The sequence below is a fragment of the Parvibaculum sp. genome (assembly GCF_019635935.1).
Taxonomy (GTDB): Bacteria; Pseudomonadota; Alphaproteobacteria; order Parvibaculales; family Parvibaculaceae; genus Parvibaculum.
Window position 1 is genome coordinate 3,472,585 of record NZ_JAHBYN010000001.1, and the last position, 16,319, is coordinate 3,488,903.

At 66.1% G+C, this 16,319-nt stretch carries 13 protein-coding genes; 6 read left to right on the top strand and 7 right to left on the bottom strand.

Annotated features, from left to right (window positions below; translation table 11 throughout):
- Positions 1-17 precede the first annotated feature (17 nt).
- Positions 18-431, top strand: coding sequence for a DUF2155 domain-containing protein (locus KF719_RS16990; RefSeq protein WP_293510382.1), 414 nt, complete (start codon positions 18-20; stop codon positions 429-431).
- Here KF719_RS16990 and aat read toward each other — a convergent pair.
- From aat to aroQ, 4 genes are read right to left on the bottom strand one after another with little or no spacing between them, the layout of a single operon-like run.
- Positions 368-1,018 (bottom strand): leucyl/phenylalanyl-tRNA--protein transferase, encoded by a 651-nt coding sequence (gene aat / locus KF719_RS16995; RefSeq protein WP_293510383.1) that lies wholly within the window; start codon positions 1,016-1,018, stop codon positions 368-370. The two genes, KF719_RS16990 and aat, sit on opposite strands and share 64 nt — an antisense overlap.
- A gap of 48 nt (positions 1,019-1,066) precedes the next feature.
- Entirely contained in the window at positions 1,067-2,410 is a 1,344-nt protein-coding gene (gene accC / locus KF719_RS17000; protein ID WP_293510384.1) for an acetyl-CoA carboxylase biotin carboxylase subunit, read from the bottom strand.
- An 18-nt stretch (positions 2,411-2,428) separates the two neighbouring features.
- Positions 2,429-2,878 carry an acetyl-CoA carboxylase biotin carboxyl carrier protein gene (gene accB, locus KF719_RS17005; protein ID WP_293510386.1) on the bottom strand — a complete coding sequence of 150 codons (450 nt, stop codon included), beginning with the start codon at positions 2,876-2,878 and terminating at the stop codon, positions 2,429-2,431.
- 60 nt (positions 2,879-2,938) lie between these two features.
- Positions 2,939-3,397, bottom strand: coding sequence for a type II 3-dehydroquinate dehydratase (gene aroQ, locus KF719_RS17010; RefSeq protein WP_293510387.1), 459 nt, complete (start codon positions 3,395-3,397; stop codon positions 2,939-2,941).
- Positions 3,398-3,608: 211 nt separating this feature from the next.
- On the opposite strand from aroQ, the gene thiS reads away from it, so the two are divergent.
- Both thiS and KF719_RS17020 read left to right on the top strand, forming a co-directional pair.
- Positions 3,609-3,869, top strand: a complete 261-nt coding sequence (gene thiS, locus KF719_RS17015) for a sulfur carrier protein ThiS (protein ID WP_293510388.1) — start codon at positions 3,609-3,611, stop codon at positions 3,867-3,869.
- 36 nt (positions 3,870-3,905) lie between these two features.
- Positions 3,906-4,694, top strand: a complete 789-nt coding sequence (locus KF719_RS17020) for a thiazole synthase (protein WP_363318029.1) — start codon at positions 3,906-3,908, stop codon at positions 4,692-4,694.
- Here KF719_RS17020 and KF719_RS17025 read toward each other — a convergent pair.
- The gene (locus tag KF719_RS17025) at positions 4,691-5,440 is read right to left on the bottom strand and encodes a DsbA family protein (protein WP_293510391.1); all 750 of its coding nucleotides are present in this window, start codon (positions 5,438-5,440) and stop codon (positions 4,691-4,693) included. The two genes, KF719_RS17020 and KF719_RS17025, sit on opposite strands and share 4 nt — an antisense overlap.
- A gap of 48 nt (positions 5,441-5,488) precedes the next feature.
- Positions 5,489-6,832, bottom strand: a complete 1,344-nt coding sequence (locus KF719_RS17030) for a M48 family metalloprotease (RefSeq protein WP_293510392.1) — start codon at positions 6,830-6,832, stop codon at positions 5,489-5,491.
- Positions 6,833-6,998: 166 nt separating this feature from the next.
- Between KF719_RS17030 and KF719_RS17035 the strand changes: the two genes are divergently transcribed.
- A complete protein-coding gene (locus KF719_RS17035; protein ID WP_293510393.1) occupies positions 6,999-8,438 on the top strand; it encodes a gamma-glutamyltransferase in 1,440 nt (479 codons plus the stop codon).
- 72 nt (positions 8,439-8,510) lie between these two features.
- On the opposite strand, the gene KF719_RS17040 is transcribed toward KF719_RS17035, so the two are convergent.
- Positions 8,511-11,111 (bottom strand): ribonuclease E/G, encoded by a 2,601-nt coding sequence (locus tag KF719_RS17040; protein ID WP_293510394.1) that lies wholly within the window; start codon positions 11,109-11,111, stop codon positions 8,511-8,513.
- A gap of 856 nt (positions 11,112-11,967) precedes the next feature.
- On the opposite strand from KF719_RS17040, the gene KF719_RS17045 reads away from it, so the two are divergent.
- Complete coding sequence (locus tag KF719_RS17045; protein ID WP_293510396.1) at positions 11,968-13,383, top strand: N-acetylmuramoyl-L-alanine amidase; 1,416 nt, start codon at positions 11,968-11,970, stop codon at positions 13,381-13,383.
- Positions 13,384-13,490: 107 nt separating this feature from the next.
- On the top strand, positions 13,491-16,229 hold the full coding sequence (locus tag KF719_RS17050; protein ID WP_293510397.1) for a penicillin-binding protein 1A: 2,739 nt from the start codon (positions 13,491-13,493) through the stop codon (positions 16,227-16,229).
- Positions 16,230-16,319 lie beyond the last annotated feature (90 nt).

A 16,319-nucleotide genomic window follows, 5' to 3' on the forward strand; every position in this document is an offset into this window, starting at 1 on the left:
CCCACAGGAAAAACGCGATGCGTCTTGTTGCATTTCCGGCTCTCTGCGCCGCCATCGCCGCGATGCTGACTTTCGCGGCGCCGGCCCATGCCGAGAAATATCCGGTCGCCGTTTTCAGCGGCCTCGACAAGATCACCGCCCGCGTTACGAGCTTCGCCGTCACGGCCGGCGTGCCGCATCGATACGGCGCGCTCGAGGTGACGGTGCGCGCCTGCGACAAGGCGCCGCCCGAAGAGCCGCCGCAAACTTCGGCCTATGTCGAAGTGCATCAGGTCGATCCGGGCACCGGCGAGGTGCAGCCGCATGCGATCTTCAAGGGCTGGATGTTCGCCGAAAGCCCCGGCCTCAACGCGCTCGAACACCCGGTCTACGATTTGTGGGTGACCGATTGCAGGAATTCGAGCGGCGGCGCGCCTTCGGGCAACGAATAGAAATCCGCCTGTTCCGCCGTCGCCTCGAAAAGCCGTGCGCGATAAGCGTCGCGTGAAATCTCGACAGCGCCGAACTGTTGCAGATGCTCCGTCACGAATTGCGTGTCGAGCAGCCGGTAGCCGCCGGCGACAAGCCGCGCCACGAGATGCACCAGCGCCACCTTGCTGGCGTCGGTCTCGCGGCTGAACATGCTTTCGCCGAAAAACGCCGCGCCGATCGAAACCCCGTAAAGCCCGCCGGCAAGCCGCCCCTCGCGCCACGCTTCCACCGAATGCGCGTGGCCGCGTTCATGCAGCTCGCAATAAAGCGCAACGATGCGGTCGTTGATCCATGTGCCCTCGCGATCGGGTCCCGCATCGGCGCAACCGAGCATGACCTCGCGAAACGCGGTGTCGATGCGGATATCGAAAGTGCCGGCGCGGACGCGGCGGCGCAGACGTTTGGGGACATGGAAGGCGTCGAGCGGCAGGATGCCGCGCTTCTCGGGGTCGATCCAGTAGAGCTCCGGATCGTCGCGCGATTCCGCCATCGGGAACACGCCGTAGGAATAGGCGCGCAACAGCACATCGGCGTCGATATCGCTCATGGCCGTCCGTCCGCGTCAACCCCGGCGCGCGCGCAAGGCTCGGCGGCGTCAGGATTGCTTCTTGAGAAAATCTTCAAGCCAGTGAATGTGGTATTCGCCGTTCATGAAATCCGGCTCGTTGACGAGTTCCTGGAACAGCGGGATCGTCGTCTTGATGCCGTCGATGACGAATTCGTGCAGCGTGCGGCGAAGGCGCATCAGGCATTCGTTGCGGTTGCGCCCATGCACCACGAGCTTGCCGATCAGGCTGTCGTAATAGGGCGGGATGCGGTAGCCCGAATAGGCCGCGCTGTCGACGCGCACACCGAGCCCGCCCGGCGTGTGAAAATCCTTGATCGTGCCGGGCGAGGGCGTGAAGGTCTTCGGGTCCTCGGCATTGATGCGGCATTCGATGGCGTGGCCCGAAAAGGTCACGTCGTCTTGCGTGAAGCTCATTTCGAGCCCGGCCGCGATGCGGATCTGCTCGCGCACGATGTCGATGCCGGTGACGGCCTCGGTGATCGGATGCTCGACCTGCAGGCGCGTGTTCATTTCGATGAAATAGAACTCGCCATCCTCATAGAGAAACTCGATTGTGCCGACGCCGAGATAGCCGAGCTTGCCGATGGCGTCGCGCACGATGTCGCCGATCTTCTGGCGCTGTTCAGCGTTGAGGGCGGGGGAGGGGCATTCCTCCAGCACCTTCTGGTGGCGCCGCTGCAGCGAACAGTCGCGCTCGCCCAGATGCGCGACATTGCCATGCGCATCGGCGATGATCTGCATTTCGATGTGGCGCGGCTGGCCGAGATATTTTTCCATGTAGAGCGCGTCGTCGCCGAAGGCGGCTTTCGCTTCCGACCGCGCGGTCGAGAGTGCGCCGGACATTTCCTCGCGCGAGCGCGCCACCTTCATGCCGCGTCCGCCGCCGCCCGCCGCCGCTTTCACGAGCACGGGGTATCCGGTTTCCTCGGCCACCTTGTAGGCCTGCTCGTCGGTGGTGATGGCGCCGTCGGAACCCGGCACACACGGAATGCCGAGCGAACGCGCGGTGGTCTTCGCCTGGATCTTGTCGCCCATCAGGCGGATATGGTCGCCGCTCGGCCCGATAAAGGTGATGCCATGCGCCTTCAATATGTCGGCGAACTTGGCGTTCTCGGACAGGAACCCGTAGCCCGGATGCACGGCGTCGGCGCCGGTGATCTCGCAGGCCGAAATGATCGCCGGAATGTTGAGGTAGCTTTCGCTGGCCTGCGGCGGCCCGATGCAGACGCTTTCGTTGGCGAGCCGCACATGCATCGCGTCGGCATCCGCCGTCGAATGCACGGCAACCGTCTTGATGCCCATTTCGCGGCAGGCACGGTGAATGCGCAGCGCGATCTCGCCGCGGTTTGCAATGAGGACCTTTTCGAACATCGCGCGCGCCCGGCCCGCTTATTCGATCACGAGAAGCGGTTCGCCGAATTCGACCGGCTGTCCGTCTTCCACGAGGATCGCACTCACCTTGCCCGAGCGCGGGGCGGGAATGTGGTTCATGGTCTTCATCGCCTCGATGATGAGGACCGTCTGGCCTTCCTTCACCGTCGAGCCGATGGTGACGAAAGGCGGTGTGCCGGGCTCGGCCGCGAGATAGGCCGTGCCGACCATCGGCGAGGCGACGGCGCCGGGATGCGACGCGGCGTCGGCCGGCGCGGGCGCCGCCGATGCGGTGGCGGCGGGCGCGACCGAAGGCGCGGGCGCGAAATGCGCCGACACCTGTTGCACCTGCCGCGACACGCGCAGCTTCAGATTGTCCGTCTCGATCTCGATTTCGCTGAGCTCGGTCTCCTTGAGGAGAGCGGCCAGTTGCCGGATCAGTTCCTGATCGACGCCCGATTTGCTCATCTCGTTCTTCTTGCTTCCGTTTTTGCCGGTGGGGCGGGGTGTTGCCACGTCGCTTGTTCCCTAAATCTTCGAATGGATCGCTTCGAGCGCCAGCGCATAACCGATGGTGCCGAGCCCGCAGATGACGCCGGTGGCGACCGGCGAGATCGTCGAATGATGCCGGAAGCTTTCGCGCTTGTAGACATTGGAGATGTGGACCTCGACAACCGGAATGTCGAGCGTCGCCAGCGCGTCGTGAATGGCAATCGAAGTGTGCGAATAGGCGCCGGCGTTGAGGATCACGGCGCTGGCTTTCACCCGCGCCTCCTGAATCCAGTCCACAAGCTCGCCCTCATGGTTCGACTGCCGGCAATCGACGGCGAGGCCGAGGGACTTCGCCTTCGCCTTCACCTGTTTCTCGATTTCGGCCAGCGTCGTCGAGCCATAGATTTCCGGCTCCCGCTGGCCGAGCAGGTTGAGGTTCGGCCCGTTGAGGACGAACACCGGCTTCGAGGCCTTGCTGGAGCTTGATTTTGCCATGCGGTCGGGCGGGCTTTCTGGCGGCTTCTGTGACGCGTCGCGGGAGATGCGGCTTTCCGTAAACCCCGGGGGCGCGAGGCTCAGGCTCTAGGGCCGCAAATAGGCGAAATTGTGGTCCCCGCCGCGACCTCTCATATCCCCGAATCGCGGCGTCTCTTTATACGCAATGCGCGGGGCCTGTAAAAGGCTTGGGGATGGGCGGACGCCCGCCTTGAAGTCGGCTCCCCTCTCACCCATTATCCGGGCGAACGGCAAAGGCGTTAACGACGGCATGAAACTGACGGTGAACGGCGAATTGCGGGAGGTCGAGGGCCCGCTGACGGTGCTCGGCCTGATCGGCAAGCTGGGCCTGCCCGCCGCCAAGATCGCCGTCGAGCGCAACCTCGAAATCGTGCCGCGCTCGGCCTATGGCGAGGTGGCGCTGAGGGACGGCGACCGCCTGGAGATCGTGAATTTTGTCGGCGGCGGATAAGCAGGAGTGGTTCGAGTGACGGAAGCAGCCAAGCGCATCGAAACGGCGAACGCGGACGACGATCCCTTCATCGTCGCCGGACGCCGGCTGAAATCGCGCCTGATCGTCGGCACCGGCAAATATAAAGACCTCGCCGAGAATGCCGCGGCGGTGGAAGCCGCCGGCGCCGAAATCGTCACGGTCGCGGTCCGCCGCGTCAACGTCACCAATCCGAACGAGCCGATGCTCGTCGACTTCATCGACCCGAAGAAAGTCATCTACCTGCCCAACACGGCGGGCTGCTACACCGCCGAAGACGCCGTGCGCACGCTTCGTCTCGCTCGGGAAGCGGGCGGCTGGAACCTCGTCAAGCTCGAAGTGCTGGGCGACAAGAAGACGCTCTATCCCGACATGGTGGAAACGCTGCGCGCGGCGCAAGCGCTGCTGAAGGACGGCTTCGAGGTGATGGTCTATTGCACCGACGATCCGATCATGGCGAAGAAACTGGAAGAGATGGGTTGCTGCGCGATCATGCCGCTCGCCGCCCCCATCGGCTCCGGCCTCGGCATCCAGAACCCGATCAACATTCGGCTCATCGTCGAACAGTCGAAAGTCCCGGTACTGGTCGACGCCGGCGTCGGCACGGCGTCCGACGCCGCCGTGGCGATGGAACTCGGCTGCGACGGCGTGCTGATGAACACGGCAATCGCCGAAGCGAAAGACCCGATCAAGATGGCGCGGGCGATGAAACTCGCGGTGGAGGCGGGGCGGCTCGCTTATCTGGCGGGGCGTATGCCGAAGAAGCTCTACGCCGATCCGTCATCGCCGATGGGCGGGCTGATTTAGCGCCCCGCGCGCGCTTCTGCGACCACCCGCGTCAGCCGTTCCTTGTCGACAGCGCCGGGCAGCATTTCGCCGCCGATGATGAAGGCCGGCGTGCCCTCGATGCCGAGCGCTTCGGCGAGCGCGTAGTGGCGGCTGAAAATATCCATCAGCTTCGGGTCTTCCATGTCCTTCTTCAGCTTCGGCCCGTTGAGCCCGGCCTTGGCTGCTATCTCCATCAGCGCCTTTTCGGTGAGCTGTCCTTCATGTTCGAAAATCGCCCGGTGCATTTCGATGTAGCGGCCCTGTTTGCGCGCCGCGAGCGCGGCCTTGGCGGCGTCGAGCGCGCGCGGCCCGAGAATGGGGAACTCTTTCAGGATCAGCCGGATATTGCCGTCGGCATCGACGAAATCCATCAGCGGCTGGAAGCTGCGCTTGCAGTGGCCGCAGGTGTAGTCGAAGAATTCGACAATGGTGACGTCGCCCTTCGGATTGCCATAGGTGTAGTCGTCGGGGTCGTCATAGATCGCGGCGCGGCGCGCTTCGATGGCGGCACGCTGTTCGGCCTGCGCCTCGGCCTGGTGCCGCTCCTCCAGCGTGTGCAGCGCCTCGAGCACGATCTCGGGATTGGTGCGGATATAGTCGCGCACGATTTCCTCGATGGCCGCGCGGTCGGCGGCGCCGAGCCGCGCCGTTTCAGCCGATGCCGCCACCGGAAACAGCAGGGCGAGCGCAACAACGAGACAGGGCAGGGAGCGGACAAGAGGCATCGGATTCTTTCGTGATGGATGTCGACGGGAGAATGTTGGGCGCGCGCCTCAGCCGCGCTGCGGATCGGCCTGGATCGCGATGTCCTGCGCCCGCAGCCATTCGGGCGAACCTTGCGGCAGGTTTTTCGCTGCCCGCCCCGCATGCATCTTCGCCTCCTTCACGCGGCCGAGCGCATTGTAATACTGCGCCGTCGCCAGTTCCGCCATGCCGATCTGGTTGAGGCGGCCATAGGCGATGGAGAGCTGATAGTAGCCGAAGGGCTGCGACGCGCCGCGCGTGCCGGTGAGGAGATGCGGAATGGCGGCGCGGGCGTTTTCCTCGCCGTCGCGTCCGAGCAGCGCCCGCCCGAGCCCGAGATGAAGCTGCGCGTCGTCGGGCTTCAGATCCACAGACTGGCGATAGGACGTCACCGCCTCCTCGATCTTGCCGCTCTCGAAGAGAATCTGCCCCTTCACCTCGTGGATATAGGGGTTCTTCGGATCGCTCTCGAGCAGCGGGTCGATCTCGGTCAGCGCTTCGGAAAGCGCGCCGGTGCGATGATAGGCGACCGAACGCGCATAGCGCGCATAGTCGCTCTTGTCGGATGCGGGATAGCGGTTGAAGACGATGTTCGGTTCGTCGAGAAACCCGTGCAGCTTCGCCTGCACCATCTTGAAGCGATGAATTTCTTCCGGCGGCAGTTCGCGCTCGAAATAGGGCGAGGCCTTCACCCGCTCCTCAAGCGCATTGTAGCGCGCCGCCGACATCGGATGCGAACGCGCGAACGGGTCCTGCCGTTCTTCCGAAAGCATTTCCTGGTCGCGCATCGATGCGAACAGGTCGAGCATGCCCTGGCCCGACAGGCCGGCGCGTTGCAGGTAGCTGGCGCCCGCCTGGTCGGCGCTTGCTTCCTGTTCGCGCGTATAGGCAAAGAAGCCGCGCTGCGCGAGGTGCTGCCCGCCCAGGATCAGCGCCATGCCGGCATCGCCCTGTCCGGCCGCGATGGCGCCGACGCCGAGGATCATGGAAGCGATCATCGGCACCTGAAGCGTCGCCATGTGCTCGCGCCGCTGCACCAGATGCCCGCCCGCCATGTGACCGATTTCGTGCGCCATCACGCCGATCAGCTCGCCGGGCGAGTCGACGATGGTAATGAGGCCGGTGTGATAGAACATCTGCTGGCCTTCGGCGACGAAGGCATTGAGACGGCGGTCGTTGACGAGGTGAATCTTCACCGCCGCCGGATCGAGCCCCGCAACCTTCAGAAGCGGGTCGGCATAGTCCCGCAGCATGTTCTCGGTTTCGGCATCGCTGACGATCGCGATACCTTGTGCGGCGGCCGTATTTGCGGCACCGATGGCCAGCGCGGCGCAAAGGGCCAGCAGCGGGCCGAAAGGCGATTTCGATCTCATAGGGCGATCCCTCATACGCTTCACTGGCATTTCCGGTTGTCCGGGCGCGTTGACGGTGGTGTTCCGGCGCGCTTAAACGGTAGGTATGGGTCGGCACGCCGTCAATCTTGTCCCGCCCCACGCGGGACAAACGGCCATGACGCCGGATTCCGTCGGAATCGGGCAAATGAAGGAAACAATGGGAATGGGGCGGAACTGTGGATTTTCGGGCCTGCGGGGCGGCCTGCTGGCCGGCCTGACAATGTCCGTGGCGCTGGCGGCCTGCGCCGAAATCGGCCAGCCCGAACCGCAAACCGGGGTCGCGGTCAGTCGTGGCGTCGAAACCCGCGTCGAGCGTCAGGCCCGCATCACCTACAAGGAGCCCGGCGGCGATCCGTCCTTCGGCGGCTTCGTCGTCGCCGACGAGCCTTCGGCCGTTCTCATTGCCCAGCAGGTGCTCGATCAGGGCGGCAATGCCGCCGATGCGGCGGCGGCGCTCTATTTCGCGCTCTCGGTCACTTATCCGGCGGCGGCCGGCCTCGGCGGCGGCGGCATTTGCCTGGTGCGCGATGCCGGGGAACGGAAGGTCGAAAGTCTCGCCTTCCTCGCCCGTAGTCCGCGCGGCGGCGGCGCCGTCGCCATTCCGGGCAATGTGCGCGGCTTCTCGCTCCTTCAATCGCGTCACGGCAACCAGCCCTGGTCGGCCATTGTCGGTCCGGCCGAGCGGCTGGCGGGCACCGGCTTCCCGCTGTCGCGCGCCAGCGCCCGCGCCCTTGCCGATGCGGCGTCCGTTCAGGGCGCCCCGGCCTTCACGGGCGCGGATGGCGCACCCTTGCGCGAACTCCAGCGCGTCACGCAGTCCGAACTTGCCGCCACATTGACGCTGATCCGCAGCCGCGGTGTCACGGGCTTCTATGCCGGTGAGACCGCCCGGGCGCTTGTCGCCGGCGCGCGCGAGGCGGGCGGTACGCTCAGCCTCGACGATCTGGCCGACGACCGGCCGGTCACCGCGCCCGCGCAAATGCTTCCCTCGTCCGCCGGCGTGGTCGCCGCACCGTCCGAGGCGCTGGGCGCCGGCGTCTTCGCCGCCGCGCTCTGGCGCGACATCGAGAAGGCCGGCCCCGCCGAACTGACGGAAGCCGCGCGCCGCACCGCCGCCGCGCTGGGCGCCGAAAACGCCGCGCGCGATTTTGGATCGACGGCTTTCGCGACCGCCGACGGGCGGGGCGGAGCGGTCGCCTGCGCCGTCACGATGAGCGGTCCCTTCGGCACCGGCCGCGCCGCCCCCGGCACCGGCGTCGTCTTCGCGCCCAACGCGCAGCAATCCGCAAACGGCATCGCCTCGGCCTTCCTGATGCCGGTCATCGTGACCAGCAACAGCGGCACGCAGATTTTCTTCAGCGGCGCCGGCGCCGGCGAACCGAAAGGCGCGGCGTCGATCCTGAGCGCCGCCCGTCTGGCGCTTGCGGGCACCGCCGCCGAGGCGCTTGCCGCATCGCCCGCCAATGCGCGATCCCCGGCACATGCGATTTCATGTCCGATCGGAAATGTCACCCGCGCCTGCAGCTTTGCCATCGGCCCGCGCAGCGACGGCATGGGCGCCGTCTCCGCCCGCTCCGGTTCCTGAGCCGGAAAACCGCACAACGAAAAAGGGCCTGAGGATCGCGCCTCAGGCCCTTTGTCTATGGGTGTTGCGTCTCTAGCGGCGCTGCCACCAGCCGCGACGTGTCGGCGCTTCGGGTTCCGTCTTCTGCAGCGTCGTCGTGTCGGCCACCAGCGTATCGCCATCGGCCTCGACCGCTTCCACGGATTCGCGCTCCGGTTCCGGTTCCCGGGTTTCGTCCGGCGCGTCCGCGACGGCGGGCATCTCCGCCTCATCCACCGCTTCTTCGGCCGGTGCTTCTTCCACCGCCTCGTGCCGCGAATAGGACAGCAGCACCGGCGCGTCCGCGCTGGCGCCAGCATCGGCATCGCCGCCATCCGCCGCTTCGTCTCCGGCTTCGCCTTCCGTCATCGCCGAGCCGGTCGCAGCTTGCGTTTCCTGGCCGTCTTCGCCGTCGCGCCGGCGATTGCGCCGTCCGCCGCGCCGTCCGCGCCGCCGGCGTTTGCGCTGGCCGTTCTCGTCGAGTTCGTCCGCACCGCCTTCGGGACGCGAAGCGCCGGCCTCGGCTGCATCGGCCGCAACTTCGTCGCCTTCGTCCGCGTCGTCGTCGCCCGCACCGGCATCCGCGCGCGGCGCCGCTTCGCTCTCGCTTCCCGCCTCGCGTTCCTCGCCGGGCTTGCGCCGCCGCCGGCGCCGCTTGCGCCGCCGCTGGCCTTCGCCATCCTCCGACGATCCGCGCGCCGGCGCGGCCTCCTGCGTTTCCTCGGCTTCGTCCTCGACCTCATCTTCGTCCACGGCGTCGACGACATCGTCATCCTCGGCCGCATAGCCGCTTTCGATGTTGATCGCGCCCAGCGCCGGCCGCGTCCGCGTCAGCGCCCGCGCTTCGGCCTGTTCGATCCGGTGATCGGAACCGGTCAGCGTCGCGTCGGCCTCGATATAGACCGAAACGCCGTAGCGCTCCTCGATGTCGAGCACCTTGCCGCGCTTCTGGTTGAGCATGTAGATCGCGACGATCGCCGGCACCTTGACGGTGAAGGCGGCGGCGCGGCCCTTGACCGCTTCGGCCTCGACGCCGCGCAACACATGCAGCGCCATCGACTCGACCGAGCGCACAAGACCCGTACCCGCGCAATGCGGGCAGGTGACGGTCGAACCTTCGAGCACGCCGGAACGCATGCGCTGGCGCGACATTTCGAGCAGACCGAAATGGCTGATGCGCCCGACCTGGATGCGCGCGCGATCAGTTTTCAGGCAGTCCTTGAGCTTGCGTTCGACCGCACGGTTGTTGCGGTTCTCGTCCATGTCGATGAAATCGATGACGAGGAGGCCGGCAAGGTCCCGGAGCCGCATCTGCCGCGTGATTTCTTCCGCCGCTTCGAGATTGGTCTTCAGCGCCGTCTGCTCGATGTTGCGCTCCTTGGTGGAGCGTCCCGAATTGACGTCGATCGAAACCAGCGCTTCGGTCGGGTTGATGACGATGTAGCCGCCTGATTTCAGCGTCACCGTCGGGTTCAGCATCGCGTCGAGCTGCTGCTCCACCTGATACTTCTGGAAGAGCGGCTGCTTTTCCTTGTAGGGCTGCACGTTCTTCGCATGGCTCGGCATCAGCATCCGCATGAAGCTCTTGGCCTCGCGGTAGCCTTCGTCGCCCTCGATATGGATGGCGTCGATGTCCTTGTCGTAGAGATCGCGGATCGAACGCTTGATCAGGCTGCCTTCCTCGTAGACGAGGGCAGGGGCAATCGACTTCAGCGTCAGCTCGCGCACGCTCTCCCACATCCGGAGCAGATATTCATAGTCGCGCTTGATCTCGGCCTTGGTGCGCTTGGCGCCCGCGGTGCGGACGATCAGCCCCATGCCTTCCGGCACGTCGAGCGACTCGGCAATGCCTTTCAGCTTTTTGCGGTCGGCCGCCACGGTGATCTTGCGCGAAATGCCGCCGCCCCGCGCCGTGTTCGGCATCAGCACGCAATAGCGTCCGGCAAGCGAGAGGTAAGTGGTGAGCGCCGCGCCCTTGTTGCCGCGCTCTTCCTTGACGACCTGCACGAGCAGGATCTGGCGGCGCTTGACGACTTCCTGAATCTTGTAGGAGCGGTAGTTGATGCGCTGCTTGCGCGGCGCGGCTTCTTCCATCGCGTCTTCGGCGCCGACGGATTCGATCGTCTCATCGGAGAGCACGGTTTCGGTCTCACCGCGTTCGACCGTCTTTTTGCTTTGGTCTTCGGCGTCGTCGTCATTGCCGGATGCGTCGGCGGCCTCGGCGCCGTTCTCGTCGTCGGCCTCGTCGTCGGCTTCATCCTCGGCGTCGGCGCCGGCCTCGGTCGGTTCCTCGGGCACGTCGTTGCCGGGGGCGGGCGGCGCGGTGCGCGCGTCATACGCGTCTTCCTCGTCGCGCTCGCGGCGCGCTTCGGCGGCCTGCTGGCGCAGCAACGCTTCGCGGTCGGCGACCGGAATCTGGTAGTAGTCGGGGTGAATTTCGCTGAAGGCGAGGAAGCCGTGCCGGTTGCCGCCATATTCGACGAACGCCGCCTGAAGCGACGGTTCGACGCGCGTAACCTTGGCTAGATAGATATTTCCTCGAAGTTGCTTCCTGTTTTCCGATTCAAAGTCGAATTCTTCAACGCGATTGCCGCTCACGACCACAACCCGAGTTTCCTCGAGGTGGGCCGCGTCGATCAGCATGGTCTTGGCCATATGGAGTATCTCCGGGGCGCTGTCCGCCGCGCATGTCCCGCCGCAAATCGATGCGGCCGGCCAGGCGCGGGCGTGCGCCGTTTGTTGAATGCGTCCAGGCCGTCGCGCCGGCGCCGTTGAGGCGCGCCGCGGCAGGTCCGGACGGGATATGTAAAAGGGTGGCGAGTACGCGCCGCGCGGCCGGTGTCGCAACCGGGCGAACCTGGCTCTGGAAAGAGCCCTGTCCGGTCTGCCGGGTGTGAAGTCGCGGAACTGCGTTGTGCATCTCTACCTTCGGTGCACCCATCGAGCCGCCGGGTGCCGGCGTGTTCTTGTTTCCACCGCGCGGATCGGCCGTCTCGGCCGGGCGGGCGTTGCTGACGCGAGAGCGCCTGCGGCGATGCGTCTGTTTGGCGTTGTCCGGGACGAATTGTCTTGGAAAACGCCGGGCCCTACGCGGTCGACGCCCGGTCCCGTTCGTTTTGAAGGGAGTGGCGCGACGGATTGCCCGAAATCCTGTGTCGGCACCGTTGAGGGCCACAAGGCCTGCCCGGCGCGGTCCGTTTGTACCCGTTGCCGCGCTGATTTGGCAAGCGCGGCGTCGGCGGCCTCCATTGGAAGCCAATTGTGCCGTTATTAACCATTCTATCCATTGAAACTTCGTAAATTTTGGCGCGATAACCAATTTTGAAGTAATCTGGCCGCTATATTGGGTTGAGTTGCTTCGCAGGCCCTAATTCGCGCCGGTGCGCGGGGGCCAGGGCAGGCGAGGCAGACGGACCGGCCGGGCGATCCGGCCGCCAGTGGCGTTCGGCAGACCGTGGCGGACGGCATGGATCGACGGCAAGTCCCACGGTGTCGCTGCGGCGGGTGTAAATTGGGGAAAATTCGGCAGAATCGGGAGACTTTCCGGCAAGCCCTGAGGGCGGCCGGCCTGGTCGCGCTTTTTCTGGCGCTGGCCTGGCATGTGCCGATGCGCGCCGTCGCCGAGGATTTTTCGGCCGAGGGCCTTTCCATCGACGAACTGGCCGAATTGCTGGCCCGCGATCTCGAAAACGACCTGTTGACCACCGGCGCTCTGAGCGATGCGCCGGCCGCCGCCGCCATCCCCCGCTCCGCGCCGCTACCGCAAGGCATGTCGGCCGTCACCGGCATCCGCGTCGGCGATCATGGTGAGCAGACCCGTTTCGTGATGGAGCTGGCGGGCGATGCCGCCGTCGACTACCGCGTCTTCACGCTTTCCGACCCCTACCGCGTCGTCATCGACATGACGGGCGTTCCCTTCCGTCTCGACGATGCGGGCGTGTCCGAGGCGCGCGGCTTCGTCTCCGGCTACCGCTATGGCCGCTTCCAGGCCGACACTTTCCGCGTCGTCATCGACATGACGCAGCCGGTCGCCATCGCGCGCAATTTCGTGCTCGACCCGCAGGCCGGCTTTGGCCGCCGCATCGTGCTCGACCTCGCGCCGACCGACAGCGCGGCCTTTGCCCAAAGCGCCGGCGCACCCGCCGAAGACAAGGCCGCCGCGGTTGCCGCCGCGCAGCAGATTCAGTCCATCGCCGCCGTGCCGATGAGCCCGCCCGCCCAGCGCGTCGACCGCCGCCGCGTTATCGTCATCGATCCCGGTCATGGCGGCGTCGATCCGGGCGCCGTCGGCCGCAGCGGCGTCCACGAAAAGAACATCGTGCTGGCCTTTGCCCGCGAACTGGCCTCCCAACTGCGCGCCACCGGCCGCTACGACGTGCATCTGACGCGCGAAACCGACGTCTTCATTCCGCTGCGCCAGCGTGTCGCCATCGCGCGCAACCACAAGGCCGATCTCTTCATGTCGATCCACGCGGACTCGATCCAGAAGCCCGATGTGCGCGGTCTCTCGGTCTACACGCTTTCCGAAACCGCCTCCGACCAGGAAGCGGCCGCGCTGGCGCGTCAGGAAAACCGCGCCGACCTGATCGGCGGTCTCGATCTCCAGGGCGAGAGCCCGGAAGTGACCGGCATCCTGATCGATCTCGCCCAGCGCGAAACCAAGAATTATTCGGCCCGTTTTGCCAAGTCGATCGTCGACTATGCGGGCGAGAAAACCTCCATGCTGCAGCGGCCGCACCGTTTCGCCGGCTTCGTTGTGCTGAAGGCGCCGGATGTGCCTTCGGTGCTGATCGAACTCGGTTTCCTGACCAACGCCGACGACGAAAAGAAGCTTGTCTCGCCTGCCTGGCGCACCAGCGTCGCCGGCACCTTCACCCGCGCCATCGACCGTTATTTCGGCGACCGCATGGCCGAGGGCCCGCTCTAGGGCAGGGCCCGTCGCGGCTCAATATGAATTGCCTTGGCACGGCCACATTTTGGCTCTAGCTGACGGCCACAATACGAACGCATGAATGACGGAGGGCAGTGCGCCCGATGCTGAAAGTCCTTTCGATCATTGCCGGAACCATCCTGGTACTGCTGACCGGCGCCGTGATGGCGGGCGGCTATTATGCGTGGCGGCTCAATCAGGATTTGCCCGACTACACGCGGCTGGCGAACTATGAACCGCCGGTGACGACGCGCGTTCACGCCGGCGACGGCCAGCTCATCGGCGAACTGGCGCGCGAGCGCCGCCTCTATGTGCCGATCTCGGCGATCCCGCCGCAACTGATCAAGGCTTTCCTCGCTGCCGAGGACAAGAATTTCTACACGCATGGCGGCGTCGATGCGACCGGCATCGTCCGCGCCACCATCGACAACGTCTTCAACGTGCTGCAGGACCGCCGCCTTGTCGGCGCCTCCACCATTACTCAGCAGGTCGCCAAGAACTTCCTGCTTTCGAGCGACGTCACCTTCGACCGCAAGCTGCGCGAGGCGCTGCTGGCACTGCGCCTCGAACGCGCCTTCACCAAGGACCAGATCCTCGAACTCTACCTCAACGAGATTTATCTCGGCTCCGGCAGCTACGGCGTCGCCGCCGCGGCGCTGAACTATTTCGACAAGCCGCTCGACGATCTCACCATCGCCGAGGTTGCCTATCTGGCGGCGCTCCCCAAGGCGCCGGGCAACTATCACCCCTTCCGTTTCCGCGAGCGCGCGCTGGCGCGCCGCAACTGGGTCATCTCGCGCATGGCCGACGAACGCTTCATCACCGCTTACGACGCGGCCGAGGCGCGCGGCACCGACCTCAATGTCAGCCTGCGCACGCGCGGCGTGCAGACACGCGACGCCGAATATTTCCTCGAACAGGTGCGCCGCGAACTGCTGGCGCAATATGGCGAGCAGAAGCTCTATGAAGGCGGCCTTTCGGTCCGCACCACCATCGACACGCGGCTTCAGGAATTTGCCTCGGAAGCACTGAAGAACGGCCTCATCGCCTATGATCGCCGCTATGGCTGGCGCGGTCCCGTGGCGACGCTCGAGCCCGGCGCCAACTGGCAGGAAGCGCTCGGCGGCATGGACGTGCCTTCCGACCTCGCGCCCTGGACGCTCGCCACCGTGCTCGAAGTCGCAAGCGACCGCGTCACCGTCGGCCTGCGCCCGGCGCGGCTTCCCGGCGGCGGCTTCGCGAAGGAGATCGTCAAGAGCACGATCCATTTCGAAGACATGAAATGGGCGCGGGCCAACATCAACATGATCCATCTCGGCCCCGAGGTGACGAAGCCGTCCGACGTGCTGAAAGTCGGCGACATCGTCTATGTCGCGCCCCATGCCGAAGAGAAAGACCGCCACACGCTGCAACAGGTGCCGGGCGTCAACGGCGCCATCGTCGCGATGGACCCGCATACCGGCCGCGTGCTGGCCATGCAGGGCGGCTTCAGCTTCGGCCTCTCGGAATTCAACCGCGCGGTGCAGGCGCTGCGCCAGCCCGGCTCCTCCTTCAAGCCCTTCGTCTATGCCGCGGCGCTCGACAAGGGCTTCACGCCCGCCAGCCTCGTCCTCGACGCGCCCTTCGTCATCGACCAGGGCCCCGGCCTCGGCCTCTGGAAGCCCGAAAACTACGAGCGCAAGTTCCACGGGCCGTCCACCATGCGCTTCGGCCTCGAAAATTCGCGCAACCTGATGACGGTGCGCCTCGCGCAATATGCCGGTCCGCAAACCGTCTCGGACTATGCGCGCCGCTACGGCATCGCCGACAACATGATGCCGGTGCTCTCGATGTCGCTCGGCGCCGGCGAAACGACATTGATGCGGCTGGCGGGCGCCTATGCGGTGCTGGCGAATGGCGGCATGAAGGTCGAGCCGACGCTGGTCGACCGCGTGCAGGACCGCTACGGGCGCACCATCTACAAGCACGACACCCGCGCCTGTCAGGCCTGCACGCTCGACTTCGAGGACGCGCCCGAGCCGCCGGCGCTTCCCGACGGTCGCGAGCGCGTCGAGGATCCGCGCACCGCCTACCAGATCACCTCGATGCTCGAAGGCGCGATCCAGCGCGGCACCGGCACCGCCGTCAGGTCGGTCGGCGTGCCGCTCGCCGGCAAGACCGGCACATCGAACGAAGCGCGCGACACCTGGTTCATGGGCTATTCGCCCAACCTCGTCGTCGGCGTCTTTGTCGGCTTCGACGAACCGGCGCCGATGGGCCGCGCCGAAACCGGCGGCCGCACCGCGGCGCCGATCTTCCGCGACTTCATGACCAAGGCCATCGGCAACAAACCGGCGATCCCGTTCCGCATTCCGTCGGGCATCAATCTCGTCAAGGTCGATCTCAAGACCGGCGCGCTGGCGACGGGCGACGGCGGCGGCACGATCCTCGAAGCCTTCCGCGAAGGCACCGAGCCGCGCCTCACCTCCTCGACGCCGATGCTCGGCATTGCTGGCGGCATTCTCGGCGGCGGCGATGCCGGCGACATGGACAGCGACATTTCGAGCGACTTTCTGCGCGGCATGGACAGCGACAGGGATGGCAGCGGTGCGGATGGCTTCTCGACCGAAGCCGGTCCGGGCGCCTACGGTCCCGCGGCGCGCGGCCCCGTCGACCCCTTCGCGTTGCCGCCCGCGCCCTTCGCCGGCATGCCCGCCGACGAAGCCGTTGAGCTCGACCGCCCCGGCGGTGCTCCCCGGACCGACGAGAGAGACGATCCGCCTGCGGACAATCGCCCGCCGCCCCCCGGCGGTTATGCCGCGGACGGCCGCGACATCGGCTCGGGTACGGGCGGCTTGTACTGAGGCCGGGCGGCCCGGTCGCCACCGGACCCTTTACACAAGCCCCCATCCCCCCTATTTTCCGCCTCCAATCGAGGCACCGGAAAAATCCCC

What these genes read in the sequence shown, in the direction of transcription:
- KF719_RS16990 (WP_293510382.1), top strand. Translation starts at nt 18, where the DNA reads ATGCGTCTTGTTGCATTTCCGGCTCTCTGCGCCGCCATCGCCGCGATG.
- aat (WP_293510383.1), bottom strand. Translation starts at nt 1,018, where the DNA reads ATGAGCGATATCGACGCCGATGTGCTGTTGCGCGCCTATTCCTACGGC.
- accC (WP_293510384.1), bottom strand. Translation starts at nt 2,410, where the DNA reads ATGTTCGAAAAGGTCCTCATTGCAAACCGCGGCGAGATCGCGCTGCGC.
- accB (WP_293510386.1), bottom strand. Translation starts at nt 2,878, where the DNA reads ATGAGCAAATCGGGCGTCGATCAGGAACTGATCCGGCAACTGGCCGCT.
- aroQ (WP_293510387.1), bottom strand. Translation starts at nt 3,397, where the DNA reads ATGGCAAAATCAAGCTCCAGCAAGGCCTCGAAGCCGGTGTTCGTCCTC.
- KF719_RS17025 (WP_293510391.1), bottom strand. Translation starts at nt 5,440, where the DNA reads ATGCCTCTTGTCCGCTCCCTGCCCTGTCTCGTTGTTGCGCTCGCCCTG.
- KF719_RS17030 (WP_293510392.1), bottom strand. Translation starts at nt 6,832, where the DNA reads ATGAGATCGAAATCGCCTTTCGGCCCGCTGCTGGCCCTTTGCGCCGCG.
- KF719_RS17035 (WP_293510393.1), top strand. Translation starts at nt 6,999, where the DNA reads ATGAAGGAAACAATGGGAATGGGGCGGAACTGTGGATTTTCGGGCCTG.
- KF719_RS17040 (WP_293510394.1), bottom strand. Translation starts at nt 11,111, where the DNA reads ATGGCCAAGACCATGCTGATCGACGCGGCCCACCTCGAGGAAACTCGG.
- KF719_RS17050 (WP_293510397.1), top strand. Translation starts at nt 13,491, where the DNA reads ATGCTGAAAGTCCTTTCGATCATTGCCGGAACCATCCTGGTACTGCTG.